Source organism: Paenibacillus sp. FSL H8-0280 (genome assembly GCF_045040665.1).
Lineage (GTDB): Bacteria > Bacillota > Bacilli > Paenibacillales > Paenibacillaceae > Paenibacillus > Paenibacillus xylanexedens_A.
In genome coordinates this window covers 2,209,074-2,234,570 of record NZ_CP150296.1, presented here as the reverse complement: position 1 = coordinate 2,234,570, position 25,497 = coordinate 2,209,074, and the positions used below count along the sequence as shown (strand labels likewise).

The 25,497-nt window shown below is 47.1% G+C and carries 26 protein-coding genes; 8 read left to right on the top strand and 18 right to left on the bottom strand.

The features are described 5' to 3' along the window. Window positions 1-42 precede the first annotated feature (42 nt). On the bottom strand, window positions 43-1,122 hold the full coding sequence (locus MHI12_RS10095) for a tetraprenyl-beta-curcumene synthase family protein (protein ID WP_017689390.1): 1,080 nt from the start codon (window positions 1,120-1,122) through the stop codon (window positions 43-45). A 179-nt stretch (window positions 1,123-1,301) separates the two neighbouring features. Between MHI12_RS10095 and MHI12_RS10090 the strand changes: the two genes are divergently transcribed. Next, a complete protein-coding gene (locus MHI12_RS10090; RefSeq protein WP_405172295.1) occupies window positions 1,302-2,642 on the top strand; it encodes a multi antimicrobial extrusion protein MatE in 1,341 nt (446 codons plus the stop codon). A gap of 40 nt (window positions 2,643-2,682) precedes the next feature. Continuing rightward, the gene (locus tag MHI12_RS10085; protein ID WP_074094449.1) at window positions 2,683-3,855 is read left to right on the top strand and encodes an MFS transporter; all 1,173 of its coding nucleotides are present in this window, start codon (window positions 2,683-2,685) and stop codon (window positions 3,853-3,855) included. Window positions 3,856-4,010: 155 nt separating this feature from the next. On the opposite strand, the gene MHI12_RS10080 is transcribed toward MHI12_RS10085, so the two are convergent. Further along, window positions 4,011-4,208, bottom strand: coding sequence for a cold shock domain-containing protein (locus tag MHI12_RS10080; protein WP_017689394.1), 198 nt, complete (start codon window positions 4,206-4,208; stop codon window positions 4,011-4,013). Between the two features lie 162 nt (window positions 4,209-4,370). Here MHI12_RS10080 and MHI12_RS10075 point away from each other — a divergent pair, with 162 nt between their 5' ends. From MHI12_RS10075 to MHI12_RS10055, 5 genes are all read left to right on the top strand, one after another. Beyond that, entirely contained in the window at window positions 4,371-4,604 is a 234-nt protein-coding gene (locus MHI12_RS10075) for a hypothetical protein (RefSeq protein ID WP_017689395.1), read from the top strand. Window positions 4,605-4,607: 3 nt separating this feature from the next. Further along, entirely contained in the window at window positions 4,608-4,793 is a 186-nt protein-coding gene (locus tag MHI12_RS10070; RefSeq protein WP_047842378.1) for a hypothetical protein, read from the top strand. Between the two features lie 213 nt (window positions 4,794-5,006). Beyond that, window positions 5,007-6,797: an oligoendopeptidase F gene (pepF, locus tag MHI12_RS10065; RefSeq protein WP_405172294.1), complete on the top strand. Its 1,791-nt coding sequence runs from the start codon at window positions 5,007-5,009 to the stop codon at window positions 6,795-6,797. 132 nt (window positions 6,798-6,929) lie between these two features. Next, window positions 6,930-7,310: a lipopolysaccharide assembly LapA domain-containing protein gene (locus MHI12_RS10060; RefSeq protein ID WP_047842377.1), complete on the top strand. Its 381-nt coding sequence runs from the start codon at window positions 6,930-6,932 to the stop codon at window positions 7,308-7,310. Between the two features lie 113 nt (window positions 7,311-7,423). Further along, complete coding sequence (locus MHI12_RS10055; RefSeq protein WP_076318418.1) at window positions 7,424-8,464, top strand: M42 family metallopeptidase; 1,041 nt, start codon at window positions 7,424-7,426, stop codon at window positions 8,462-8,464. A 119-nt stretch (window positions 8,465-8,583) separates the two neighbouring features. Here MHI12_RS10055 and MHI12_RS10050 read toward each other — a convergent pair whose 3' ends face one another. The 10 genes from MHI12_RS10050 to MHI12_RS10005 form a co-directional block, all read right to left on the bottom strand. Next, window positions 8,584-9,237: a hypothetical protein gene (locus tag MHI12_RS10050; RefSeq protein ID WP_405172293.1), complete on the bottom strand. Its 654-nt coding sequence runs from the start codon at window positions 9,235-9,237 to the stop codon at window positions 8,584-8,586. 6 nt (window positions 9,238-9,243) lie between these two features. Further along, complete coding sequence (locus MHI12_RS10045) at window positions 9,244-9,456, bottom strand: hypothetical protein (protein ID WP_405172292.1); 213 nt, start codon at window positions 9,454-9,456, stop codon at window positions 9,244-9,246. Window positions 9,457-9,680: 224 nt separating this feature from the next. Next, entirely contained in the window at window positions 9,681-11,612 is a 1,932-nt protein-coding gene (locus MHI12_RS10040; protein WP_405172291.1) for an ABC-F family ATP-binding cassette domain-containing protein, read from the bottom strand. A gap of 60 nt (window positions 11,613-11,672) precedes the next feature. Continuing rightward, a complete protein-coding gene (locus MHI12_RS10035) occupies window positions 11,673-12,251 on the bottom strand; it encodes a TetR/AcrR family transcriptional regulator (protein WP_017689402.1) in 579 nt (192 codons plus the stop codon). Between the two features lie 12 nt (window positions 12,252-12,263). Further along, window positions 12,264-13,073, bottom strand: a complete 810-nt coding sequence (locus tag MHI12_RS10030) for a DUF92 domain-containing protein (protein WP_150364367.1) — start codon at window positions 13,071-13,073, stop codon at window positions 12,264-12,266. A 228-nt stretch (window positions 13,074-13,301) separates the two neighbouring features. Then, window positions 13,302-14,075: an ABC transporter permease gene (locus tag MHI12_RS10025; RefSeq protein ID WP_074094444.1), complete on the bottom strand. Its 774-nt coding sequence runs from the start codon at window positions 14,073-14,075 to the stop codon at window positions 13,302-13,304. A 17-nt stretch (window positions 14,076-14,092) separates the two neighbouring features. Beyond that, entirely contained in the window at window positions 14,093-14,869 is a 777-nt protein-coding gene (locus tag MHI12_RS10020) for an ABC transporter ATP-binding protein (protein ID WP_405172290.1), read from the bottom strand. Between the two features lie 27 nt (window positions 14,870-14,896). Continuing rightward, window positions 14,897-15,925 carry an ABC transporter substrate-binding protein gene (locus MHI12_RS10015; RefSeq protein ID WP_405172289.1) on the bottom strand — a complete coding sequence of 343 codons (1,029 nt, stop codon included), beginning with the start codon at window positions 15,923-15,925 and terminating at the stop codon, window positions 14,897-14,899. A gap of 39 nt (window positions 15,926-15,964) precedes the next feature. Then, window positions 15,965-17,413 (bottom strand): aryl-sulfate sulfotransferase, encoded by a 1,449-nt coding sequence (locus tag MHI12_RS10010; RefSeq protein ID WP_405172288.1) that lies wholly within the window; start codon window positions 17,411-17,413, stop codon window positions 15,965-15,967. Window positions 17,414-17,471: 58 nt separating this feature from the next. Beyond that, the gene (locus tag MHI12_RS10005) at window positions 17,472-18,029 is read right to left on the bottom strand and encodes a MarR family winged helix-turn-helix transcriptional regulator (protein ID WP_405172287.1); all 558 of its coding nucleotides are present in this window, start codon (window positions 18,027-18,029) and stop codon (window positions 17,472-17,474) included. 386 nt (window positions 18,030-18,415) lie between these two features. Between MHI12_RS10005 and MHI12_RS10000 the strand changes: the two genes are divergently transcribed. Beyond that, complete coding sequence (locus tag MHI12_RS10000) at window positions 18,416-18,823, top strand: hypothetical protein (RefSeq protein ID WP_338593542.1); 408 nt, start codon at window positions 18,416-18,418, stop codon at window positions 18,821-18,823. Between the two features lie 122 nt (window positions 18,824-18,945). Here MHI12_RS10000 and MHI12_RS09995 read toward each other — a convergent pair whose 3' ends face one another. The 6 genes from MHI12_RS09995 to hemE form a co-directional block, all read right to left on the bottom strand. After that, window positions 18,946-19,578: a fumarylacetoacetate hydrolase family protein gene (locus MHI12_RS09995; protein WP_405172286.1), complete on the bottom strand. Its 633-nt coding sequence runs from the start codon at window positions 19,576-19,578 to the stop codon at window positions 18,946-18,948. Between the two features lie 46 nt (window positions 19,579-19,624). After that, window positions 19,625-20,377 (bottom strand): glycerophosphodiester phosphodiesterase family protein, encoded by a 753-nt coding sequence (locus MHI12_RS09990; RefSeq protein WP_047842367.1) that lies wholly within the window; start codon window positions 20,375-20,377, stop codon window positions 19,625-19,627. A gap of 24 nt (window positions 20,378-20,401) precedes the next feature. Continuing rightward, window positions 20,402-21,814, bottom strand: coding sequence for a CapA family protein (locus MHI12_RS09985; protein ID WP_405172285.1), 1,413 nt, complete (start codon window positions 21,812-21,814; stop codon window positions 20,402-20,404). A 182-nt stretch (window positions 21,815-21,996) separates the two neighbouring features. Continuing rightward, on the bottom strand, window positions 21,997-23,421 hold the full coding sequence (hemY, locus tag MHI12_RS09980; protein ID WP_405172284.1) for a protoporphyrinogen oxidase: 1,425 nt from the start codon (window positions 23,419-23,421) through the stop codon (window positions 21,997-21,999). After that, complete coding sequence (gene hemH / locus MHI12_RS09975) at window positions 23,421-24,371, bottom strand: ferrochelatase (protein WP_405172283.1); 951 nt, start codon at window positions 24,369-24,371, stop codon at window positions 23,421-23,423. Before hemH ends, hemY begins: the two co-directional genes overlap by 1 nt. Next, entirely contained in the window at window positions 24,364-25,428 is a 1,065-nt protein-coding gene (gene hemE, locus MHI12_RS09970; RefSeq protein ID WP_405172282.1) for a uroporphyrinogen decarboxylase, read from the bottom strand. The genes hemH and hemE overlap by 8 nt, the downstream gene beginning before the upstream one ends. Between the last annotated feature and the right edge of the window lie 69 nt (window positions 25,429-25,497).

Sequence of the window (25,497 nt, the reverse complement as noted above, 5' to 3'; positions counted from 1 at the left end):
CTCCTCTAGTTTCACTTCAGGCTCCGCAATATCACACCTGACTTACATATTTTTCCGTATCCAGCGACTGAAAATGAAGAAAAATATTCTTGTGATTGGACTATTTTTCAGCAGACGTTTGGATACAACGCGAACTTCCTGTTGTTCGCTGACTTTGGGATCAGACAGGTAAATGGCAATCAGTCCTTCGATGATCATCCGGTGAAAGGAGCTTCCCGGAATCTTCTGCACATCACTGCGTGCCATCTCCACAATAAAAGCAATTCGGTCCAGCATTGTCTCCACATTCTCATAATAGTTGCAGAAGTTGAGATCTCCCCCGATGCGGTCCTCATCCTGATCAATTAAATAATCGAGCATAATGTGCAATGCGCATACATGTGGGAAATAGGCCGTGTGGATCGAGGCCGCTTGCTCTTCAGTCAACTGATCGTCACTGGCAGCCAGAAACAGCATGAAAACGCCCAGTGTAGAGCCAGTTGCAGCAGCAAATTCGTTCCAACGAAACTGAGGTGTGCGATGGCGATGCTCCGACCACCATTCGAGCAGTGCCGTTTCTCTCAGTTCCGGCTTGATATGCTTATATACCTGCAGGTCCGTGTATAGGCCTGCCAGATCCTGAATTTGGGGCTTGGCGGACGTATAGCCTGGTAACTGACGGGTCAGTTCCTGACATGTGGTCACCAGATTCCGCAGATATCCACCGTCATCCTGCTCCTCACGGAGGGCATAATAATTGACGGGAATTGCTTCGGGATCTACCGCATCAAGCATGGATTGATGGAGTAGACGAAAGTCATCCGGGTCCATCGACGTGCTGCGGTCGCACAGATTGTCCAAATAATCACTAATAGTTTGATATGAGACGATCAGCGGAATCAGAATGTGCCTGTTGGGCAAATCAGCCAATGCGTAGACGGTTCCGCCTTCACAGTGAAACTGTTTATCCTTCAGACTGGCAAGTGCCTGTGTACGCAACTCCTCATTCGGAATCGCCTCAGCTTGAGCACGCCATCCATTCAGTGCCTTCCGTGTTTCCGGAATGGTGTATTTGTACACCCCTCTCATCAATGCCAGCGGTCCACGCGGATATTGATGACGTTTTCGATTTGATTGGCTCAAAATAAATGTGCCTCCACTTGGTTGAATACGTATTAGAGCGATTTTTAACCATTCCTATTATAATATGATCCCCTTAATTGTACAAATGATCTGCCGCATATTCCGCATAAAAAATCGCATCGGCGTTCAAAGCTTTGTGATATACTATCCATATTTCATCCATCAAAGGAGTCGTTGACATGTCGTCAAGTGAATCACTTTCGTGGAGACGGTTATTTTCTTTTTTTGTGCCACTTGGCATTTCCGCCTCTCTCGTCACCATTTCTCACGTCATTATAAACAGCACATTAGCACGTTCCGCTCATCCCGAGACGGTTATTGCCAGCTATGCCATCGCCGGTAGCTTGTTAACCCTCACGGAACGCCCCTCCACCCTGCTGCGGCAAACCTGTTCCGCACTGGTTCGCGATCGCCTTTCCTTTCAGGCCCTCACGTTTGTGACCAAAATATTTCTTGCCTGTGTGCTTCTCATTGGGTTTCTCATCGTATACTCTCCCGTTGGTACCGGGGTGTTCAAATACTTGTTTGGTGTAAGTCCGGATCTGCTTAACAAAGTCATAGACGTATATGAAATTCTCATGTATGTGAGTATCTTTTCAGTGATCCGCAACATCTATCAGGGGATCATCATTACGAATAACCGCACCAAGTGGTTAACCATCGGGATGGTATTCCGTTTAGCCGGTATGTACGGCCTATCCCTCTATTTCATATACACAGACAGCATTGACAGTGGACGTGTAGGCGCTATCATTTTTGCTGCTGGCATGATGATTGAAGCGCTCGTCAGCTTTCTGGAGGGTAACAGCATCAAGCGCAAGATGCCAGCCAAGCTTGAGGATCATCCCGTCGAGAGCAAGGGAGACGTATTTCGCTTTTATAAGCCGCTGCTGTTATCCAGCTTTGTAGCGCTGTTCATAGGACCGGTTATTAACATCGTACTGGGCAAAACGACCGGGATTGCACTAGCCATTTCGTCCTTTGCCATAGCAAGCAGTCTGATGCAGTTGATGCTAAGCTTCTTTACATACATCCATCAGATCGTGCTGAATTTCTACCTTGTGGACGCCAAACTGGTACGAAAATTCGCACTTGTGACCGGATTTATTCCGTTTGCGATGATGGTGTCGATTGCCTATACCCCCTTGGGACCTTGGGTACTCGAAAATGTCATGAGCGTTCAGGGCGAACTTTTGCAACAAAGTCTGTGGACTCTGCGTGCGTTTGTCTTATTTCCGCTGATCTTCCCTTTTCTGGATTTCAGCAATGGCCTCATTCTGCTTCGCGGTCAGACAAAAACGATGTTTCGTTCGCAAACGGCGAATGCAATCTGCACGGTGATTGTGCTGCTTATACTGGTTAGTATTTTTCCTGCGTGGAACGGTATGATTGGCGCTGTAGCCCAATCCCTTGGCCTGCTCGCCGAACTTATCATTGTCTGGCTTGTCATCCGGCGCACGAAGCAAGAACCTACGATGTCCGTGCCTAGAGCCCATAAATCAACATCCCTGAAAGGGTAATAAAATCATTGAATTGTTATCAGGATTGGAGTCTCTCATCATGAAATTAAGTCACAACGCCCGCCCGGACCAGAACTGGCTGCGGGCTCTCATGTTCACCATCTTTGGTTCCACCGTCCTGGTGGTATCCTACTTCCAGCTTTACTTCAGTCATCTGGGCTTCAGTCGGGCTGAGATTGGATATCTCTACGGAATTGGCCCCCTCATTTCTGTGTTCTCCAATATGTTCTGGAGCATGGCCAGCGACCGCTACCAAACGGTACGCAAAGTGATGATCATTCTGCTTGGTGGTCAATTGATCACAGGAATCATGCTCGCCAATGCGACAACTTTTGGTCAGGTATTTGTACTCGTGACCCTGTTTTACTTTTTCTATTATCCGGTCTATCCACTCTCCGATACGATGGCTATTACAACGGCCAGCAAGTACGGCCGAAATTTCACTTCCATTCGAGTCTTCGGATCGATCGGTTATGCCTTCTTTGCATTAAGTATCGGGTATTTCCTTGGATCTTTTGGTCCAGCATGGACGATCTGGGTTTGCGTTGGTCTTGCTGCCACTACACTATTGATCAGTTTTCAATTGAAGGATCAACCTTCGGGGAGCAGTAGCAAAATGGATCTATCGGGGTTATGGGCTATTTTGAAACGCAGAGATGTGCTCACCTTTTTTGGCTGTGTGTTTTTGCTTGCCATGGGACATCGCATGAACGAAGCATTCCTTACCATCACGCTAAAAGATCTGGGTGCCAGCGAGGGGCTGATCGGCTGGTCTTTGCTGATCTCTTCCGTAAGTGAAATCCCCATATTTCTACTGCTCAGCAAGTATGGAAACCGTTATAAAGAACTGCCGCTAATTGCTTTTGCTGCACTGATGTATACGGTTCGTTTGCTTCTCATGTCCATATCCGATACACCTGCAGCCGTCGTTGCAATTCAGACGATGCACAGTGTAACCTTTGGTATTTTCTACGTTACGGCGGTCCGCTACATCATTCGCCTAGTTCCGGACGGTTACAGAGCTACAGGTATGGCTTTGTTCACCATTGTCTGGTCCAGTGCTTCGGGACTTCTTAGTGGAACGTTGGGCGGACTGCTGCTGGAACATGCAGGCAGACAAACCTTCTATCTCACCGCTATGGCTTTCTCCCTGGCTGCACTGATCGGTTTCGGATTAAAGTTATGGTCCAGCATGACCAATCGTGTCTCCTGAACACACAGGGTTACTTACACCGTATTCAACCGTTATTTACACTGAAAATTTTAGAATCAAAAAAAGCACAGCCTCCCATGGGGGACTGTGCTTAGGTTCTTAATATTCAGCTATAAATTTATAATATATAAGAAGTCCGTTAGCCGGATAAATTCTTACAGTTTGTTTACGTTAGCTGCTTGAGGACCACGGTTTCCATCAGTGATTTCGAATTCTACCGCTTGACCTTCTTCCAATGTTTTGAAGCCATCTCCTTGGATTGCGGAGAAATGTACGAATACGTCCTCGCCGCCTTCAACTGAAATAAAGCCATAGCCTTTTTCTGCGTTAAACCATTTAACTGTACCTTTCAAATGAAAAACCTCCTAAAAATATCGCCATCTATGGCGAATATCCTTATTATACTGTATGGGCTTCCATTTTGCAATTTATCTTTCCATAAATGTCGAAAAAATTTGCTTTGAATCGTAGGGTACGGTATCATTTTACCAAAACCGTTAGTTTGGAGACTACCTATGATAAAAAAACATGAAATATACAAAACAGACAAGTGGAATATGATGACCGTAGAAGTTCAAGGCAAATATCTCGTACTGCGAGAAATTTCGGAAGAATGGGGCGAAGAATGCCATACATTCCTTAGCCGTCCTGCATTAATGCACTGGGCTGAACGCCGTTTTCCAAAAGCAGATTTTGAGAACCGTGAGGATGAATGGCGTCAATTGATGGCTGCCTTCAAAGGGGTCTAACCCATGCAGCTTGACTCAAGCAATGTCGTCATCTTTATTATCCTTGCCTTCTCCCTTGGTATTGTGCTTATTCTGGGACGCAATTCCATCCCGGATCGATTAAGACGGGGAATGGCGCTTATTGCTACCCTGCTCATTTGTTTCGCCTTTTTCCTGATCGTTTATTTTCTGTATAACATGGGAACCTAATCACGGGGACCCAGATATTCAAATATTTCAACGTGCCTAAGGTCATACTATACGAGATTATTCGTATCGTAAGGAGGAAGGCCGTTGAAATACCAGAAATCGCTATCTGTTATCCTGGTACTTAGTCTGATTCCTTCGTCTCTCTCCGCACAGGCAAGCGAGACGAAGGCAGCTTCGTCCATACATTCATCAGATCATCAAAGGAGGATTTCCATGAGTCAATTATTGAAACGTTCCGAGGTGCCGGCTGAACATAGCTGGAAACTGGAAGATTTATTTGCCGATCAGAAAGCCTGGGATCAGGAATATGAAGAAGTATCGTCTTTGACCAAGAAGGCCTCCGAATTCCAAGGCAAATTAAATCAACCTGATGTACTCAAATCTTGCTTCGAATTCGAAGATGAGATCAGCCTCAAAATAGAACGCCTCTTTGTGTACGCACGTATGCATCAAGATGAAGACACAGCGAATCCTACATATCAAAACCTGTCCCAAAAAGCCCAGAAATTAGGCGTACGGGTTGGTGAAGCACTTTCTTTTGTCACACCGGAGATTCTTTCCCTGCCGGATGATCAGTTGGACGCATTTATTGCGAACGAAAAACTTTCTGCTTATACATTTACGCTGGAAGAGATGAAACGCGAAAAAGCCCACGTTCTTAGCCAAGCAGAAGAGGCTTTGCTTGCACAGGTAGGCAACCTTTCACAAGCACCACAGACAATCTTCAGCATGCTGAATAACGCCGATCTCAAGTTTCCAAGAATCAAGGATGAACATGATAACGAAGTTGAACTGACACACGGCAGCTACATTCAGTTCCTAGAGAACCCAAACCGTGAAGTTCGCGAACGTGCCTTCAAAGCGGTATACGAAACCTATGCCAAACAGAAGAACACAATTGCGGCTGCCCTGAATGCAAATGTAACCAAAAATATGTTCTATGCTAATGTTCGGAAGTACCCTTCCGTGATGGAAATGTCCCTATATGGAGATAACATCCCAACGGATGTGTATACCAATCTGGTAGACACCATTCATGAGAGCCTTCCGTTATTGCATCGTTATATGGACCTGCGCAAAAAGTTGCTGGGTGTGGATCAATTGCACATGTACGATCTGTTCGCTCCACTCGTAGACGAATACAAAATGGATATTACCTATGAGGAAGCGAAACAAACGGTTAAAGACGGTCTGAAACCACTCGGCAAGGACTATGCTGACGCATTGCAGACTGGATATGATAACCGCTGGATCGATATATATGAGAATGAAAATAAACGTTCAGGCGCATATGCCTGGGGCGCTTACGGCACTCACCCGTATGTCTTGTTAAATCACAAAGATAACCTGAACAGCATGTTCACACTTGCACATGAAATGGGTCACGCTCTGCATTCACATTACTCGGATACAACACTTCCGTATCGTGATGCACAGTACACCATCTTCCTGGCAGAGGTTGCATCTACAACCAACGAAGCGTTGCTCATGGATTATCTGCTTAACAAATCAACAGATCCAAAGGAAAAATTGTATCTGTTAACCTATTATGCCGACCAATTCCGTACAACGGTATTCCGTCAGACCATGTTTGCTGAATTCGAGAAAATCATTCATGAACGTGCGGAACAAGGTGACGCATTAACACCACAATTGTTATCCGAGATCTATTATGATCTGAACGTTAAATATCACGGAGAAGGCATGGCTGTTGACAAAGAAATTGAAATGGAATGGGCTCGTATTCCCCACTTCTATAACAGCTTCTACGTTTACAAATATGCTACAGGCTTCTCCGCAGCGACAAGCTTTTCCAAGCAAATCCTGGAAGAAGGCCAACCGGCTGTTGACCGTTATCTTGGCTTCCTGAAGAGTGGTGGCAGTGATTACTCCATCAACATTCTGAAAAAAGCAGGTGTGGATATGTCTACACCACAGCCAATTCGTGAAGCTATGAGTGTCTTCAAGGAACTGATTGAACAGATGGAGCAGCTAACCAAATAAGGTTGTCTTTTCATGTGACCTGCATCCCTTGCCCGTTTGGGCAGGGGATTTTATCATCATTGCAAGATGCAACATACCCGAATATGGGTAATGCATATCTAGTTCTCAATTGTTCAACAAGGAGGCAACACCATGAAAATGCAATGGGCACTCATAGCAGGTCTTGTTTTTGCACTGCTTACGGGAATCTTTGCGGTCATTAATGTGGATTCCGTACAAGTCAACCTGTTATTTAACACGGTACAAATCCCGCTGATCTTGCTGATTCTCGGCTGTACCCTGATCGGTGGAATTATTGTAGGGTCATATGGCATCTATCGCCAATACAGACTGCAACGCGAGAACAAACAATTGAAATTGCGTGTATCTGAACTGGAAAGTTCCGCGACAAGCAAATCTACGTTGGATTCTTTTAAATCGATGGATTCGCTTGACTCCAATGAATCCGACAGCCTATTGGAGAATGATTCGATCCAGAGTCAGCGCAAAGGAAACCCTACGGGAACACTGTAACCAATCAGAGACAGCCTGCTGGCGAGTCAGGAATGGTAGTATCACATCCTCTCCCCCAGACAGGCTGTATTTTGTTTCACACCATACCCATGATCCGAGGAGGAAATTACACAATGAGTTTTACAATTGATGAATCTTACGTTCTGTCTTTTCTGAAAAAATTGCTGGATACACCAAGCCCAAGTGGTTACACACATCATATTATCGAGATGATCCGAAAGGAAGCAGCAGCACTGGGCATCGCCTGTGAGCTGAATAACAAGGGCGGTGCGGTGCTCACATTGCCTGGACAGGACTCTTCCAAGACAATCGCTTTAAGCGCCCACGTGGATACGCTAGGGGCCATGGTACGCTCAATTACATCCTACGGCACATTGAAACTTACCTCTGTCGGTGGATTTTCGATGCAAAGTATCGAAAACGAATATTGCAGCATCCATACTCGGGATGGAAAAACATACACAGGCACCATTCTCTCCCTTCATCCGTCTGTCCACGTCTATCCGGATGCACGTACCTTTGAACGGTCCGAGAGCCATATGGAAGTTCGAATCGATGAGGTCGTCTCCTCCAAGGAAGATGTGTTGAAACTCGGGATCTCTGTCGGCGACTTTATCTCCTTCGATGCTCGCGCAGTCATCACGCCGAGTGGTTATATCAAATCACGTCATCTGGACGACAAAGCCAGCGTGGCTGCCCTCTTTGGCATCCTTGAGTCTGCACATCGTGAAGGCTGGAAACCATTACATAACGTTTCACTGCTTATCTCGAACTATGAAGAAGTTGGACATGGCGCATCATATATCCCTGCGGAAATCAGTGAAATGATCGCTGTAGACATGGGAGCTATGGGTGATGACCTGAGCTGTAAAGAAACCGACGTTTCCATATGTGCCAAAGATTCTTCTGGCCCGTATGATTACGATATGACCAGCCGTCTCATTGAACTGGCCAAACAAGATGGAATGGATTACGTCGTCGACATTTATCCCCACTATGGCTCAGATGGCAGTGCAGCATTACGCGGAGGAAACAATATCCGAGCAGCACTGATTGGTCCGGGGGTTCACGCATCTCATTCCATGGAGCGTACACATAAGGATGCTGTCCTGAATACGGCACGATTGCTCGCAGCCTACATTACAACCAAGTAAAACAGAATCATTGATCGACGAAATTATCATGGATAACATCCACATGTTCGTCTAAGCAGAAGGCCCCTTCCAAGCACACAATTCGATGTGCTTGGAAGGGGCCTTTGTTGTCATATCTTTTAATCTGCCTGTTCGACATATGCATGATACTTACGATCCAATATCTCTAACTCTGCCTTATGGTCACGCATTTCATTTCTTAACACATGCATGGTTTTCCGAACCGCACTCAGTCCATCCTTCACCTGACGTTCGGCTTTGCGAATTTTGTCCTGAACCATCCAATCTACGAAGAGGTTATCGAAGAAATAGTCTGCGAATGAAAGCAGACCTCCCAGATGCAGATCCGCATGTACTGCCATTTCTACGTCCTCCAATTCCTTCTGAAAACGTCGTAGACGCTTACCTGCATCCATGATGGCAACCTGAGCGTCATCCATTCTTCCTCGCTTGATATGCGTGGAGATGACTCCACCACCCATCATGTCATATATACCCCAATTACCTGCCGAAGACAAAGCCTTCTCGGCACGTTCAAGAGCATAGAGCAGATATTCTCCCTCCCGGAAAGCTTCATCCAGTTCCTGTAGCTCGCTCGCAAGATGTTCCCGATTCTCAGCCATCTGTTGCAATTCCGCATCCTGGTCCAGCAGACGACCTTCCTTCTTCCCCCACAGCGCGTTGTAATCGCTCTGCCAGTACTGATACTGCCGCCCTCCAACTCCTGCTCCACATGAATTCGTTGCTCCTGTACGTCTTGTAACATGCGACAAGCGGTGTCATATGCAGCCTTGCTCTCCATCAGTTCCAGCTCTTCCTTCTCCAGCCGTTCTGTCTTCTTGCCAATCAGTTGATAGAAAAATGCCGACAATGTCATACTGTTCAGTCGATCGACATCCTTCTGCTCCTTCTGGAGATGCTCCAGACGACGTTTTACCTTTGCTTCCCATTCGCTTTCCTCCGTTTGAAGCTTCTCCAGACGTTTGGTCCATTTCTCGTAAATTCTCCCCTTTTCCTTGAGCGCTGCCAACTGTTGATTAATTTCCTTATACATAAGTGTGGTGTTCTCTCCCTTCTATGGAATTCTTTACTTATACAACGTAATGAACATACAGAACGTTTCACATAAAATCGCAAATTCGCAGACAAAAAATCGCCCTTTCCTCCAATGCGACATAAAGTCACTATGGAAAAAAGGGCGATGTTTAGTTATAAATCAAGACTTGCTCTGTTCAATCTGCTCTGCAAGTTCATTCAGAACGGTCCAGCGTTCCATCAATTCATCCAGATGACGTTCAGCCTCAACCTGCTCCGCCATCAACTCCTGCAGACGGGCAGAATCACTAAATGACTCTTCCATCTCTTTGTTAATCCGGACAAGATTGGCTTCAGCCTTCTCAATATTTTCATCAATCTGGTCGTATTCACGTTGCTCCTTGAAGCTGAATTTCAACTTCGGTTTAGCCGCTGAAACAGCAGACGTCGTTTTATCCAATGACTGCTTCACCTTCGCCGCTCCTGTGTCACTCTCTTGATTAGCTCCAGGCGCATTTTTCAGCAACCACTCTGCATATTCACTGTAGTCGCCGACGTGTACACGTACAGCACCGTTGCCCTCAAAAGACAGCACTTTATCCACAGTACGATCAAGGAAATAGCGATCATGGGATACGACAAAAACAACACCGGGGAAATCATCCAGGTAGTCTTCCAGTACAGCGAGTGTCTTAATGTCCAGATCATTCGTCGGCTCATCCAGCAGCAATACATTCGGCGCAGCCATCAGCACACGCAGCAGATACAGGCGACGCTTCTCTCCACCAGACAGACGCGAGATTGGCGTCCACTGGGATGCCGGGGTAAACAGGAACCGCTCCAGCATCTGGGATGCTGTAATCAGAGAGCCATCGGCTGTTTTCACATTCTCGGCCACTTCCTTGATGTACTCAATCACACGAAGTGATTCATCCATCTCCTGATGTTCCTGTGTGAAGTAGCCCAGATTGACCGTAGGACCAACGTCAACCACACCTGCATCGGGTTCCAGCTTGCCAGATATCATCTGAAGCAACGTGGACTTACCACTACCGTTCGGTCCGACAATCCCTACCCGATCTCCAGGTACGGCAATATAACTCAGATCTTCGATCAGCGTGCGGCCACCGACGGATTTGGAAAGATGCTCGATCTCCAGAATCTTTTTACCCAAACGAGTGGAGCCAACCGATACTTCCAATGAACCCGAGCGCTGGATTCCTTGTTGATCTTTAAGTTGTTCGAAGCGATCAATTCTCGCTTTTTGTTTCGTTGTCCGTGCCTTGGCACCGCGACGAATCCACGCAAGCTCTGTCCGAAGCAAGTTCTTACGCTTCTGTTCCGAAGAAGCTTCCCGTTCTTCGCGCTCCGCCTTCAGTTCCAGGAAACGTGTATAGTTCGCTTCGTATCGGAACAAACGTCCATGATCCAATTCGAGCATGACATTCGCCACACGATCCAGGAAATACCGATCATGCGTAATCATAAGCAGTGCGCCGCGGCGCTTCTGCAAGTACTGCTCGAGCCATACGACCGAATCGTTATCAATATGGTTCGTCGGCTCATCCAGAATGAGCAGTTCACAAGGATGAATCAGTGCAGCAGCAAGTGCTACCCTTTTGCGTTGTCCACCAGACAACGTGCCCATAAGTGCATCGAATTGACGAATACCCAGTTTGGACAAAATGCTCTTCGCTTCACTCTCCATCTGCCAGAGCTGAAGCTGCTCCATTTGCTGATTCAAACGTAATAACCGCTCTTGCAACGCTGGATCGGACGAATTCAGTTCCAATAATTCCATCGTTTCCGTATATTCACGCACGGTTTTCATTTCCATGCTGTCACCTTCGAATACTTGTTGCAGTACCGTATTATCCGGATTGAAGTCCGGATTTTGTGCCAGGAACTGAATACGTACATCATTACCGATCGAGATCTGTCCCGCGTCTGCAGGTTCCATACCGGATATCACACGCAAAAACGTGGATTTACCAGTTCCATTTACCCCAACGACACCAATCTTGTCCTGATCAGCCATGCCAAATGAAGCATCCTTGAACAATATTTTTTCGCCATAACTTTTTGCAATTTGCTCTACCGTCATTATGTTCATTGCTCGTACCCACTTCTCTGTAAATTAAAATTCAATATTACGTACATCCGCGCACTTACTTTAAACTTGTAAAAAAGAACGGCATCCGTCCAGAAACAATGCTGCTGCAAAGGCAATTCGTTTGTTCAGATGTTCCTCATTAAACTCCGGATTTAACATGATATCCATCTTCAGCCGATCCAGAATTCCGATATATGCTTCAGCGAGCAATACAGGCTCAGGTACACTTGCACTTTCCAATACCTCACATACCATACTCATGTATTGATTCATGAATGCCTTCATGAATTTCATCAGATCCGGATCATTATTTGGTGCCATAAAAAAGAGCTTGGTATGATTGCGACGCTCATAATAATACGTAAGGTGTGTCTTGGCTATTGCTCCAAGTTTATCACCTGTGTTCTCATGCGAGTTCAAAGCATATTCCAGGCGGCTGATAAAGCTGTTACAGTCCCGCTTGGATACTGCGATAAATAATTGTTCCTTGCTTTTGAAATATAAATAAATGGTGCCTTTTGCGATGCCGGCTTCGTCTGCAATATCAGACATTTTGGTCTCATAAAAACCTTTCGAGCCAAAAATACCATAGGCCGCATCCAAAATAGCCTCCGATTTGTCTCCCTGTACCGTACTCAAATGTACTCCCCCCTACAACGCCAAAATGTTACCTAAACCAATTGCCACACATCCACCGATCACCGAGCTAAGCACGTTCACCAGGTCGTTACTCATCCATGCCCAGCCACGAGCCCGAACCGTTGGATGCCCGCAATGTTCATGTACCTCAACTTCACGGCCACACACGGTACAACGATACATCATCTGCACCGTTGCGCCAAGATAAGAATCAGCAAAAGCCCCTGCCAATCCACCTACAAGGCCCACAAAAGTCCAACTAAACAGACCAAGCCCTTCTATCCCGGCGATCCAGGAAAACAAGAATGCTCCCGCGCCAATCAGAGCCCCGCCTACGGCTGCAGCCACGGTGCCAAGAAGTGAGACACCTCCTGAAGCACCAGGAGTAAGTACCTTCCACGTGAGAACAGAGCGCGGCGGCTTGCGACTGAGACTCCCAATTTCGGTTGCCCATGTATCCGATGTAACGGTAGCCATTACACCAATGAAAGCATACACCCATGCCGGATGTGGAAATATCCAGTATCCCAGACACAGGAACATGCCCATCCCACCATTAGCCATCACTTGCCCGGCGTCCCGATTTCCTGACTTGGCATAGGATTTCTCCAGCTCCTGCTTCCGATCTTTACGAAACCTGGAGAGCAACGTTGAAGTGATGAAAAACAACAATAACGTGCCAAACCAGAACAGGTTACCCGCTCCGTAATATATCGTTCCCATCATGATGGCCGCCAGGCAGCCAGACAGGGTTAGCGACTTTTTCGCATAGGCAGCACCTGCCACCATAGAAGCGCATACGGCGCCAATAATCCAATCCATAATGTCTCCTGCATGCAGCATATGTACAGCCCGCATGACGTTAATTGTATTTTTGAAATTCAATTATACCACGGTTTGATCTCAATGCCGAAACTCCTTACGCCAGCACACAAAAAACCTGTTTTGGCCTCGTGTAGAAGTGCCAAAACAGGTTATGGATCAAACGTTAAAACAAGATAATTTCCCTTTTCAAGTGACGTCTGTAATTCGGTGTTCCCAGGTTCTGTTTCAGACCCGCTTCGCTCCTCCAATGACCCCATATCGGTAGAGTACTCTGCGACCAAACCAGTTGAACAATCGATCCGTCAGGAATCCCATAAAACCCAGGGAAATCAGTCCGACAAAGATCCAATCTGTTCGGAAAAAGAGTCTGGAATTCCAGATTAAGTAACCCACCCCCTCATTCGAAGCAATCATCTCAGCACCGATTATGGCCATATACGAGGTTCCCATCGCCAGTCGCACACCCGTGAAGATATACGGGGTTGTCGCCGGAACAATCACATGCAGCAGAATCTGCCGTTCATTGGCTCCCATACTGCGGGCCGACCGGATTTTATCTTCTTCGACAGAGAGCACACCTGTCAGTGTATTCAATACAACAATGAAGAAGGTTGCGTACATAATAAGCGCGATCTTGGATTGCTCACCAATTCCGAACCACACCAGAAACAAGGTAATAAAGGCGATCGGCGGGATAAAACGTATAAAGTTAAGGAACGGTTCCGCGAACAGCCGGATGAGATGAACTTTGCCAATAATCAGCCCTACCGGAATAGCAATGATGCTTCCGAGTACCCAGCCCGCCAGTACACGAGTGAAGCTGATTCCGATATACTCCATCAGTGTACCGTCAGCAATCAATTCGCGTGCTCCCAGGATCGTGTGCCACGGACCAGGGATTACGTCAGGCCCATAGATAAGGGCACCAAGCTGCCAGATTAAGATGACCGTTACCCATAGAAGCGGGATAGACACCCATTTTTTCTCCAACCATTTCATCTTGTATATCACCTCAGTTATTCTTCAAAGTGGCCTTGAATTCGGTCATACAGGGTGTTGAACTCAGACGAGGCGATGTTCCTCGGGTAAGGTAAAGTGTTGTGGTAAATATCCGTGATATTCGAAGACGGACCTACAGACATAATGCCTATGCGCTCACCAAGCAATAACGCCTCCTGAATATCGTGTGTGACAAAGATAACGGTTTTATGGGTTTCTTTCCAAATATTCACCAGTTCCTTCTGCATGGTCCGTCTCGTCATCGCGTCCAGCGCACCGAATGGCTCATCCATCAGCAAGATCGCCGAGTCATTCGCAAGTACCCGGGCCAATTGAACACGCTGCTTCATGCCACCCGAGAGTTCTTTTGGAAATTTCCCCTCATGAGCACTCAGTCCCACAAGCTGGATGTAACGATCGGAGATCTCACGCCGTTGCGTCTTAGGCATCTTGGACATTCGAAGTCCGAATTCAACATTCTCCCTCACGGTTAGCCATGGAAAGAGAGAAGAATCCGCCTGCTGGAATACCATTGCCCGATCCCTGCCTGGTCTGTCAATCTCCTTGTTATCCACCTTGAGCTGTCCACCCGACTTGGAGATAAACCCCGCGATCATGTTCAGCAGCGTTGACTTCCCGCACCCACTGGGACCAAGCAGGACAAAGAACTCTCCTCCCTTGATAACCAGATCGACATCCTTAATGATATAATGCACATCCCCATTGGTCGGGGCATGATATGTTTTCCGAAGCTGTTCAATATGAATGGTGTGCTGAGTTGCAGGTAAGGACATAACGGACACCTCCCATTTCAATAAGAATTATTTACTGTATGTCACTTTTTTCGGCAACGCCTGCTGGAGAGAAGTCAGATTGAGTTTGGTGTCGAGATCAAAATCCTGTTCGATGATTCCGGTGTCCACCATATATTGCTTCTGACCTGCCAAACTATCATAAGCAGCCTGCGTAAATCCAACTTCCCATGGATTGATCGGAAGGTCTTTCAACGTGGCATCTTTAGGCTGTTTGGTCTCTTGATACATCATATCGGCAACCTCTTCAGGATGCGCTTGGGCATACGTGGATGCTTCATCCAGCGCCGCAAGAAAATCACTTACCGTTTCAGGGTTTGCCTGGATGAATTCATTACTTGATACCAGTCCCATACCAAGGCGTATAGGGGTCTGAGACATATCCGTCAGCTGATGTACTCCTTCGAGTGCATCGAATTTATCGGTTAACGCGGAACCTATAACCCAAGCGGCATCAAGGTCTCCCTGTTTCAGTGCGATGTAGGCTTCATCAAAAGCCCCCTGACCAATTTGCGTCACATCACTCAGCGCCACCCCCTGATCTTTCAAATATTCATCCCATAGATACGGAATAAATGTGCCTCGAATGAAACTCACTTTCTTGCCCTTCAAATCCGCTCCACTCTGAATATCCTCCCTTGCATACAGCTTCCAGGCGGCTGCCGCTTCATCCGTAGTCTGGCCTGCAGAAGCGATGACTGAATATTCCCCTTTAGCCAGCGCATTTAATACAGGGAAGTCCGCACCGTAAGCAATATCAACCTGTTTGATAAATAGTGCATTTACACCTTCAGCCGGTGAGCCAAACGTAATACTCTCTGCATCAATGCCCCTGTTTTCAAAAAAACCTTTGGCAATGGCTACCCTGAACGTTGGGTTCGTACTTGTATCTGCGATTCGAATTTTTACATTATCGGTATTGTTGCCGGTAGCGTCTTTTGCTCCAGATCCTGCTGCGTTTGAACTGCATCCGGATAATATGAGTGCCGTGGCCAGAAATAATATCAATATGCCGGTTACTATGGATGGTTTTCTCACAATATACACCCCATTCGATCTAGTCATGAATCTTGACGCTTAACCGCCTGACTTGCCTTCATCCGACGTTGCCACACAGGCTGCACCCTCCACAAATGGAAGAGTTGTCTCTACGCTCACGATGGATGCAGAACCTTTGGGTGCTGCTCCCGGGACCCTGTAGGTGGAGACATCAATGGCTTCGATGGCAACTTCCTGCGGTTTCTCCAACTGTGGAACCCACTGATAAGGAACTCGATATGAGCGATAGACCATATTGGTATTCCGCCCATCCGTGTATGGGGAGACATACTCCCAGACCAGCTCATGCTCCACTGTCACTTCAAACAATCTGCCATTGGAACCCTCGGTTATCAGGGTGTTGCCGTTAGGTAAACGCTGGGCGGAACTGATGTATGGGCTATAAAATTTATAAGAATCCGTCGGAACCGAGAAACCTGCTTCTGCCGAGGTATACTGCCAGACAATCTCCAGGGTGACCGGGTTAATCTCCAGTACACGGGAGTGATCCCGAATCGCATGTTTCAATCCAAATGGAGAAGCCGGATTTGGAAGGCCGTAACCTGCCCAGCCGCCATTGTCGAATACGAGCAAGTTCCCTTCACCCGGTAGACCTTGGGGAATGATATGTGCATGATGCTGTCCGATAATTGTGCCGATGTGTTTCGCTTCAGTTGAAGTATAGTCTGGTCCTAGTCTCCACACGATCTTTCCGCTCTGTCTGTCTGTAATGGCAATAATATTGGCCTCTCTGGCATCCCAGATAATATTGTCGGGGTGGAACCGTTCGTCTCCGCCTTCATAGAAGCGGTTGGGTCCGACATAAGAAGCAGAATTAATATGTAACCAGTCACCAACGCCACCACCCAAATGACCGAAAGAACGTGTATTTGGATCACGGAACAGGACATTTCGAGCAGCTTCATCAAAACCTAATTCTTCAAAATGTTCGTTAGGCAGCCACTCCCAGAGTACCTTCCCTTCCCAATCCACTTCGATAATGGCATCATCAAGCAATGGCTTATCTGAAATTTGCGGGTTACTCACATTTTTGTGAGCCAGAATAAGTGTTTTACCACTCTTCGTCTTTGGCGCAAGGCCAGGTGCATAATAACCTACTGGATTCCCCTCACGCTGATAATCATGATGCTGGCGGGCATACCATAGTGGCTCATACCCCGGATCTTCGATGTGTTCGTAGCTATTGTATTTCCATACAATGTTGCCGTCCCAATCCACTTGAACCAGATCGACATTATCCTGAATACCGAACTTCGGATCTCTCCGACCCGTGCTGCCCAGCACGTAGCCGCCAGGTAATATTTTGGCCGGAAAGCCTAACAATCCTTTCCACAGGTGAACCTCCTTGCCATTCATATCGATCAATACTACGCCTTCTTCACCTGCCTGATAGACGGTATAACCGCCCCAAGCCTTATCCGGATTGTATAACGTCGCTCCAGTTGGATATATTGTTGAGTGTCCCATTGATCATCTCTCCCTAAAATGTTTGTGGTATATCAAATGTCGTTACTTTGACCCAACCTCAATAACTGAGATAGTTCCTCTTCCCGGTATTTTCCCGTTGCTTCTGCTCAAGGTCACTTGCGGAGGACCGATCATGTTCTTGTATCCCGTTGCTCTCCGCCAATTCCAGCACCGTGTCCGAGAATCCCTCCAGATTCGCTACTACCCGCTCGTAGAATTGACTTTGCTGCTCCAGCTCCTCCGTTGTAAAACCCTCAAACAGAAGCGTGATACATCGGGCACCGATGTTGCTGTTTCTCGCATACATCTCCCGCCCGCTGGATGTGATGTCCAGTAAAACCGTCCGGCGGTCGTCTTCCTTTCGTCTGCGGATGGTGAGTCCCTTTTTCTCCAACTTATCAGTCAGAGCTGTAATGGCACCCGATGTGAAGTCCAATTGTTCTGCCAGATCTCCAAGCCGCTGTTCTCCCTCACGAATGATTTTGTGCAGGATAAGCATACCCGGCAGGCTGATTCCCTCTACAGAGATGCGATCCCGCTCTTTGACAAATCGTCTGACCATTTTGCGAAATAACCAATCCGTCCGCTCCAACGCTTCCCAGTCTCTATCGCTCATTTCATAACCTCCTTGATCGTTTTGAAGCTTCAATAGCGAACAAAAAAAGGCCCCCGAGGACATTCCTTAGAGGAGTAGTCCCGGGAGCCTTTGGTGGTCCAATCAGCTCAATGCAGTTTTCAGTTCAAATTAGTTCACTGTTCATTTAATGAATATTAAAATAATTGAGATTATCATATAACCAACTAACCCAACCTGTCAAGTGAGAATTAAAATATAGATCTACTTTTACAGTCATTACCCGCCGGTTTGAAATTACTTATCCTGTTTTAAGTTTCACTTCAGGTTTCCCGTTTACACTATTCTCAGATAGAAACATCTACAAATACATCAACGACAAGCTACGATTCAGTTCGTACTCAACTACAGAAATGAGGATTATCCATATGAATATGAAAAGAGTCATTATTATAGGCACAATGATTGTCACCATGTCCTTCGCCGGAACAGCATGGGGCCAATCCGCCATCTCCCCCATACCTAGTGCTAAGTGGTCCATCGTTGACTTGGATACTCGTGAGGGAAGCAATGACGAGCTGCTCAGCGCTCTCAATCAGCCTTCAGAAGCGGATCTGTATCAGGAACTGTACAACGGAAAATCACTGAGGAGGATTACGGAAGAAAACAACGGGAATTTGGATGAAGTGATTGCTATACAAGTAAGACAGCTCAGAGAGCAGTTGGATGAACGGCTCGCAAGTGGAAGTATCAGTTTAGAGCAACATGCTGCACAACAAGCTGAACTGGAAGAGTTGGTCACACAGAGCGCAAATACAGCATACAGTTTGGCGTAAATTAGTAGCGTATCCGTTCGATGAAGATATAAATATATATCCACGATAACACAGCAAAAAGGAGCGTATGCACGCCCCTTTCTTGTACTCTATTCATCTCAAGCAGGTGTGATGTGTAATCCTTATTGCGCTGACCCAATCGTGCAGGCACCCAAGGATTCGCCGTCCCATGCCAGTTCGAGCACATCTCCTGCTTGTGTTGGTCCAACACCTTCCGGAGTCCCTGTAAAAATGACATCGCCCGGCCCCAGGCCGTAATGATGACCTACATAATCCACAATATCCTGTAAACTGAAGATCATGTTACGAATATTACCACGCTGGACTTCCTCACCATTTTTGGTCAATGTAAAGTCTTTCTCCAGTAATGCTGCCGCACCCGGGAATGCCTGAAATACAGTAACCGGAGCGGAATTTCTGAACCCTTTGGCCGCTGTCCACGGGTGGCCTTTTTTCTTAATCACGGTCTGTACGTCACGTAACGTAAAATCAATACCAAACGCATACGCATCCACCAGCTCATCCACCGCCATACCTGGCTTATAACTCCGGCCGATTTGCACGACCAGTTCAGCTTCATAGTGAACTTCACCCTTGGTAGCAGGCAATTGAAGCGTTTCACCATTCAGGGGCACGACTGCATGGGAAGGTTTCATAAAGATCATTGGTTCATCCGGAACGGCGTTACCCAATTCTTCCGCGTGAAGTTTATAATTGCGTCCTACACAGTATACATTGCGAATGTTAGTCAACATGGGTATATAACCACCTTTATTGGATTCAATAGTGCATTTGGGATAATTACGGTCTGAAAAATCGGCTGCTCGTCTCCTGAAATGCCAGCTCCCATACGTCAGGACGGTTCGTACATAACATGAGTTCAGGATCAACCGCCGCCAGTTTCTTCATAATGGTCTTGTCATCCACTGTCCAAGCCATCACCCGAATGCCTGCACTCCGCATCTCGTTCATTAAGGATTTGTCTACATTGGTGTATCCAATCGAAAGGAATGTACAATTCATCTGCCGCAGCGCGGTTAACAGATCACCTGGTCGTGCATCGATAATCAGCCCTGTCTGGATCTCCGGTGCAAGTTTCTTCACTTCGATCAGAGCGGCTGGTTCAAATGAGGTGATCACAACATCATTTTGCATATGTCTTTTTCTCACTTCATGTATAACAGCCGCAGGCAGACCCGGGTACATGTCTCCCTGCGTTTTCAGTTCAATGTTCAAACGTACTCTGCCGCACGAGCGATCTAACAATTCACTTAGCGCCGGAATCCGTTCGCCTTTGTAAGACTTGTTTTTCCATGCTCCGGCATCCAGACGTTGCAGATCAGCCCAATCGGTTTCCCGAACCAAGCCCTTGCCATTCGTCGTACGATCCACTGTAAAATCATGAATAACCACTGGTACCCCATCACGCGACAACTGTACATCCAGCTCCATCCACTGAACTTCAGGCCGCTCCATGGCCATCAGGAATGCAGCCATCGTATTCTCTGGTGCAATAGAAGAAAATCCACGGTGTGCTACACAAAGGTTGTTCATTCGATTCCCTCCTCAAAAAGGTTTTTAATTAGGCGAAGCGACTCCATTCCCATCATATCGAATACCTGGGGAGAGCTTTGTCATCTGTTCCAACAGCAGTTTGTTCGCCTCATCAATCATTGGAATGGCCTGACCTAGCCCGGCCTCATAAGGGATAACTTTCATGCTGCAAGCTGCATCTTGACTACAACGAGCCTGAAATACCGCCGTTTTCCAAGTCTCTTCGGTAGTTGATTTGGAGAAAATGAAATTTCCCGTACTGTATGCAATCCACTTCCCCTTATAGTACTCCAACCCTTGCAACACATGAGGATGACCACCTATGACCAGATCTGCGCCAGCATCTACAAACTCATGAGCCAATCGGGTCTGGTCACTATTCGGAGTACTTACACGTTCCTCTCCCCAATGTGCAAACACAATGACCAGATCTGCCTTCTGACGGGCCTCCTGGATTGCTTTGACTGCTCCTGTAGAATCATAAGCGTCAGCCACACCAGCCCGATTGCCTTCCGCCTTCCAACTCGTTTCCGGTACCACTCGGGAGAAGCCAAGCAGTGCGATCTTCATGCCTTTGCGTTCCAGGTAAGCTGGTGCATAAGCTTCATCTCTGTTCATCCCTGCTCCAGTGTGAGCTATGCCATACTCCTTGAGATAGGTTAACGTATCCACCAAGCCCTCTACGCCCTGATCCAGAATATGATTGTTAGCCAAATTGACAGCATCAAAACCCGCAGAGGCCATTGCCGCCAATGCTTTGGGCGAAGATTTGTATACATATGTTTTGTTAGCCGCACCAGTACCACCCAGGGTTATCGGGGTCTCCAAGTTGCCGATGGTAAGATCATCATCCTTGAATAATCTGCCGAGTTTGGCAAAGGGATAATCATAACCGTTTTTATCCAGCAGTTCAGCAACTTTGCCCGAGAATTGAATATCACCAACAAAGTTAATCGTAACATCCTTCGCTGAATTGGAAGGTTTCGACGTCCCTGATTCCTGATCCACACCTGCATTTCCCTTGGTACCGGACGGTGTCGAATTTGCCACAGGTTTTTTCGTTCCGGATTCTACTTTCTCACTATTGGTATTGCCTGAAGTGTCAGGTGTCGCTACTCCAGATGTCTTATCTGCATCCGCTGTTGTCTCTTCATCCGTAGCTTCGGTCTCTTCTTCCGAAGTCTCATCGGATTCCGATTCTGGAGAGCTTACCTGATCCCCACCTTTGGCATCGTCTCCAATGGAAGGCTGATCCTGATCAACCATTTCTTGCTTCACTGGCAGGTCTGCCTGTTGCTGACGTGTATTAATGACATAAAAAATGCCCACCAGACCAATTGCCATGATCAATACAAGATTAACTGTCCAGATGATTCTATCGCGGGTGCGCTTTCTTTTTTTTCTCTCTACACTTCGATCTGATCTTGGGGGATACATAAGCAACTCCTCTTCTTCACAGCCATACATACCATTATATCAGGCATATTCTGGATTTCCATCATTCCTTGGAACTGTATCGATTGAAAGGGTATGAACTCAGTTAGCTTCCAGATCTTCACATAAAAAAAGCCATCTCTCCAGTAGATAATTCTACGTTTGAGACAGCTCTCTTGCTGTACTTAATCTGCTGCAAGCTCTTGTGTAGCCTGAACAGACATTTCCTTCGCTTGTCTGATGCAATCAGGCAAGCCTACGCCCTCATAACCTGCACCTGCAATGTACACACCCGGTAATTTGCTACCAAGCTCCTCACGGAGGGCGGCAATATGTTGGAGGTGTCCCACCGGATACTGTGGCATGGATTTACGTAGCCTTGTAATCTCGGAGAAGATCGGCACTGCTTCAATACCCATCGTCTCTCTCAGATCCTTGAGAACCAGATTCGTCAGCGCTTCATCCGGAAGCTCTACGTTCTGTTCGTCACCGGAGCGACCAACATAACAGCGGAGCAGTACTTTATCATCCGGGCTGGTATGCAGCCATTTCGTCGATGTCCACGTGCAAGCCGTAATATTGCGACCCTCTTTCCGCGGAACGAGGAAACCCGACCCGTCGAATACATGCTCCACCTCTTTTTTCTCAAAAGCGAGCACTACATTGGCTACAGACACATAGTTAATCGCATCCAGTGCCGCTGTGTCCACGTGAGGCTTCAGCAGCTCCGACGCGACATACGTCGGCACAGTAACCACTACATCATCGGCTTCAAGCATTTCGCCATTATCCAGTTCAACACGGTATCTGGTTGGTGCTGCATCAAGACGTTGCAGTGACTTCACCGCGGTGTTCAGACGTTGATCCACATCCTGCAACTCATGGACGAGTGCATGAACAAGACTCTGGAGTCCCTGACGAAAGTTCAGAAATGCGCTTCGTTTCGTTCCGGTATGCGTCTCAGCCGGTTTGCGGCCAGTCATCATGCCCCGAATCAAGCTGCCGTAATCGCGCTCTACTTCTCCGAACTGCGGGAAAGTAGCCTGTAGGCTCAATCGCCGCATATCACCTGCATAGATTCCCGCGAGCAGTGGTTCCGTCAAGTTCTCCAGCACTTCTGCTCCAAGACGGCGTTCAATCATATAACCGAGCGATTCATCCTCTGTTGTACGACGCGGCGGGATGACAAAATCCATCAACGCCCGCAGTTTGCCTGCCGGAGAGACCAGACCACTTCTCAAGAATGGTCTTAGTTCCGTCGGGATACCGAGAACAAGTCCTGCTGGCATAGGATGAAGCTTGCCACGCTGCATGATATACGTTTTCTTCGACTCCGGATTCTGACTGACCAATTCATGATCAATCTCCAATTCTTTAGCAAGGTCAATCATTGCTGTTTTGCGAGCCAGGAAAGAATCTGGCCCTTTTTCAATCACAAATCCATCCCGGTGCAGTGTCTCAATCATGCCTCCCATGGACGAGCTTTTCTCGACCAAAGTAATCACAGGTTCAACGCCTGCTTCCCGGTAATGCTTGCGGATATAAAATGCCGCGCTGAGGCCGGTAAGGCCACCGCCGACAACAACAACACGGCGTTTCTTATCACCCATTACTCATCCGACCCTTGCTGCCATTGGCTTATAATAACGTCGCTTAAGGTCTCCATGTATAGAGGATCGCTATTGAGAGAATCAATACGCATCAGGCGCATGTCGATCTCTTTGGCAATCGATTTGGCCTCAATATCGAGATCATAGAGCACTTCGAGATGATCCGAGACAAACCCGATTGGTGCCACAAGCACATCCTCTACCTGTTCACGAGAAAGCTCCTGTAACGTATCCAGAATATCCGGTCCAAGCCAAGGCTCAGCTGTTCGTCCGGCACTCTGCCACGTAAATTGCCAATTCGTTATGCCTACACGTGATGCAATCACTTCCGAAGTCTCCAGCAATTGTTGCGGGTATGGATCACCCATCTCCACAATACGTGCCGGCAGACTGTGCGCACTAAACAACACCTTCACATCTCCGCGTTTTGCTCCAGCTTCTTCGAACGCATCCAACTTGTCACTGACACGTGTGGACAACGCCTGAATTAACTTCGGATGCAGATGATAACTCTCAATAAAGGACATATGAACGCCCAGCTCTTCTGCTTTTTCACGCGCACGTTTGATATAACTGCCTACACTCATCGTGGAAAAATGAGGAGCCAGTACAATACCAATCGCTGTCTGAATTCCATCCTTCGCCATCTGCTCCACGCCATCCTCAATAAACGGATAGGCATGCTTCAGTCCTTGATAACAACGGAATTCCACATCAGTGCCACGCTCATCGCGGTTTAATGTCTCTTGAAGGGCCTTGACCTGATTGTCTGTGTTCTCCCGAAGTGGGAAAACACCGCCCACAATAGCTTCATAACGATCCGTCAATTCTTTCAATTGATCTGGTTCAGGCGGACGTCCTCTGCGGATATGTGTGTAATACGCTTCAACACTCTCCATATTTTCTGGTGTGCCATACGACATCACCAGTACACCTACAGTATTAGTCATTGGTTACCGTCACCCCAGTCTTCATTGCTTCGGCAGAATATTCATGAATATACGCCGTTAATTCTCTGAGCTTCTCTAGCGATGCTTCAGGAAATAATCCGTGTCCGAGGTTGAAAATATAACCCGGCTCCTTGATTCCTTCGTCAATAATCACTTTGGCTTGCTCCTTGATCAGTTCCATCGGGGCAGTAAGCAAATATGGGTCCAGGTTACCCTGTACTGCAAACTTGCCACCAAGACGTTGACGCCCTTCCGAAATGGATACTCTCCAGTCCAGTCCAATCACATCGGCTTGCAGATTATGCAGTGCTGGCAACAACTCACCGGATGCAACACCAGGGAAATAAATCTTCGGTACATTCAAATCCGATAATTCGGTAAAGATACGGGTAATCGTAGGCAACACATATGTTCTGAAGTCTCTGGGAGAAAGTGCTCCAACCCAGCTGTCAAACAACTGGAATGCCTTACCGCCATTCGCAATATGCGCACGGACATATGTAATAACCATATCACCAAGCTTCTGCATCAGCTTATGCCACATCTCAGGCTCGCTGTACATCATCGTTTTGGTGCGGATATAACCTTTCGAAGGTCGTCCTTCAATCAGATAACTCGCAATCGTGAATGGTGCGCCCGCAAACGTAATAAGAGGCACATCAAGCTCCTTATCCAGAATTCGAATGGTTTCCAGAATATGTGACAGATCTCCTTCTACGTCGATGGGACGCAGCCGATCCACATCTGCAGCCGAACGAATAGGATTATCAATAACTGGACCAATATTTTTTACAATGTCAAAATCAATGCCCAGAGAGGCAACCGGATTCATAATATCGGAATACAAAATAGCCGCATCTACACCAAGTTTGCGTACCGGCATGAGTGTAACTTCAGCCGCCAGCTCGGGTTGTTTGCAGATCTCTAACAAGGAGTACTTTTCTTTAATTTTGCGATATTCAGGATCGTAACGTCCAGCTTGACGCATGTACCATACCGGGACACGGTCTACCTGTTGTTTGAAACTTGCCCGAATCAGTCGATCATTATAGCTCATGTAAGAAGCCTCCAATAGTTTTTGGACTCATAATTACCATTATGCCCTTTTTAAACAGCCGTAACAACC